Annotated in this window: 3 protein-coding genes and 4 tRNA genes; all 7 read right to left on the bottom strand. The window is 65.7% G+C overall.

Features of this window, described 5'->3' with window-relative positions; genetic code table 11:
- Positions 1-341: GTP-binding protein (locus tag ACI38Z_RS06470; protein ID WP_439789375.1), on the bottom strand; the 341-nt coding region annotated here is incomplete at its 3' end.
- Between the two features lie 72 nt (positions 342-413).
- Positions 414-490: transfer RNA gene (locus tag ACI38Z_RS06465), tRNA-Met, on the bottom strand.
- Between the two features lie 18 nt (positions 491-508).
- Positions 509-584: transfer RNA gene (locus tag ACI38Z_RS06460), tRNA-Thr, on the bottom strand.
- A gap of 1 nt (position 585) precedes the next feature.
- A tRNA-Tyr gene (locus ACI38Z_RS06455) sits at positions 586-669 on the bottom strand.
- Between the two features lie 231 nt (positions 670-900).
- Positions 901-975, bottom strand: a tRNA-Thr gene (locus tag ACI38Z_RS06450).
- Between the two features lie 133 nt (positions 976-1,108).
- A complete protein-coding gene (locus ACI38Z_RS06445; protein ID WP_439789374.1) occupies positions 1,109-1,654 on the bottom strand; it encodes an NYN domain-containing protein in 546 nt (181 codons plus the stop codon).
- 2 nt (positions 1,655-1,656) lie between these two features.
- Positions 1,657-2,217, bottom strand: a 561-nt coding sequence (locus ACI38Z_RS06440; protein WP_439789373.1) for a TrmH family RNA methyltransferase, incomplete at its 5' end; no start/stop codon positions are given.

Genomic DNA, 2,217 nt, shown 5'->3' with positions numbered 1-2,217 from the left:
GGGCCGTCGGTGGCGGCGATGACCAGGATAGCGCCGTCCATCTGAGCAGCGCCGGAGATCATGTTCTTGACGTAGTCGGCGTGGCCCGGGCAATCGACGTGAGCGTAGTGGCGCTCCCAGGTCTCGTACTCGACGTGAGCGACGGAAATGGTAATGCCGCGCTGACGCTCCTCGGGAGCCTTGTCGATGTCCTCGAAGGCCTCGTACTTGGCCTTGCAGCCCTCGGTCTCGGAGAGAACCTTGGTGATGGCTGCGGTAAGGGTGGTCTTACCGTGGTCGACGTGACCAATCGTACCGATGTTTACGTGTGGCTTGCTACGATCAAACTTCTCCTTGGCCATGCCATCCTCCTTAAGAACAACCTTTCGGCCGTAACACTTATGCCAAACGGGGCCGTAGCCCCGTTAGTACGCTGGTACCGGTGACTGGATTCGAACCAGTGACATCGCGGGTATGAGCCGCGTGCTCTAACCAGCTGAGCTACACCGGCAAATATGCCTGCTTGAAATGGAGCCCGCGACCGGATTCGAACCGGTGACCTCTTCGTTACCAACGAAGTGCTCTACCGACTGAGCTACACGGGCATGGTGGGGATGCTTGGACTCGAACCAAGGAACCCAGAGGGAGCGGATTTACAGTCCGCCGCAGTTGCCGCTGTGCCACATCCCCATTCCGTTTTCAAGCTCGCCTGCAATCGAGACTTCCCTTGCAAGCGGGGGAAATATTACGACGTGGAAACGAACTTGTCAACGCATTCCACCCATCCGGGCGTCTCCCCCTCATATTTCCTGCACAACCGCAGGTCAGACGTGGTGTGCAAAGGCGCTTTGGGCGAGAAGGACAGCATCCGGAAAAGAAAAGGCGCCAAAATCTTTTTCAGATTTTGGCGCCAAAGTCTTCTGGAGCTGGCGACAGGAGTCGAACCTGCAACAACTGGTTTACAAAACCAGGGCTCTGCCATTGAGCTACGCCAGCGAGCTATTGAATCATATCGTTAGGCGGGCGTTTGCGCCAGACGTCTCGCGCCGGCACATCACATCCATACGGCAGGCGGGTGCGACGGGGAGGCCACGTTCTTCTCCCCTGCTGGCCTTCTTCCCGTGGGAAGCTAGATGCGGCCGAGGAGGCGGTCCAGCTTCTGGCGCGTCTTGGGGTCGAGGCGGTCCTCCAGCGTGAGGCGCTGGTGGTTGCGCTCGTCGTTGGCGGCGCGGACGTCCTCCACGATGGCGTTCACGTCGTGGATAAGCACGTCGCTGGACAGGCGCGTGACCGGGATGCCGCCCACCGTGGCGCGGATCGTGTTGTCGGACGTGATGACCGTGACCGCGCGGACGTCGTGGCGGGCCTCCGTCACGATGCGCTCGATCACGCTGTCGGCCTCCTCGCCGGTGGCGGAGAAGACCGTGCGCACGCCCGCGATGGTGAGGTTTGGCCTGTCGGGCGACACGTTGCCCGCGCCGTCGAACACGACCACGGCCTCGTAGCGGCCCTGGGCGTAGGCGGCCACGTCTGCCACGAGCAGCTTGCGGGCGCGGTCGAAGGGGTCCGTGTCGCCCAGGCGGCCCGAGACCTCGTCCACCAGCGCCATGTAGCGCGGCGACTTGTGGATCACGTTGTAGCCATCCACCACGAGGAGCTCCTGCGGGCGCGCCATCGCTACTCCGCCTCCCCGGCAGCACGCAGGGACTCGCGGCGCAGCCACTCGTAGCACATGACCGTGGCGGCCTGCGCCGCGCCGAGCGACGCCCTCCCCCGCTGGGGCAGGCGGCACTCGAAGTCGCACCTCTGGCGCACCAGGCGCGATACGCCCGTGCCCTCCGGGCCCACGACCAGGCAGAGGCGGCCCTCCAGCGGGGCCGACCACACGTCCTGCCGCGCGTCCCCCGCGGGACACGCCGCCCAGAAGCCGGCCTGCTTGAGCTCGCCGATCGCGGTCGCGAGGTTAGGCACCTGCGCGACGGGCACGCGCCGCACCGCGCCCGCGGACGCCCCGTACGCACCGACGCCCACGCCCGCGGCGCGCGCCTTGGCAATCACGACGCCGGCCGCGCCCGCGGCCTCCGCGGAGCGGACGACGGCGCCGAGCTCGGCCTCATCGGTCACGTGGTCGAGAAGGACGACGAGCGCGTCGCCCTGGCCGGCCCTCCGGATGACATCGGCAAGCTCCGCGTAGTCATAGGGGCTGGCCTGTGCCACGATGCCCTGGTGGGCGCCGTG

Source organism: Parafannyhessea sp., assembly GCF_051876455.1.
GTDB lineage: Bacteria > Actinomycetota > Coriobacteriia > Coriobacteriales > Atopobiaceae > Parafannyhessea.
Note: the sequence above shows the minus strand (reverse complement) of the source record. Positions and strands in the feature narration are given on the sequence as shown.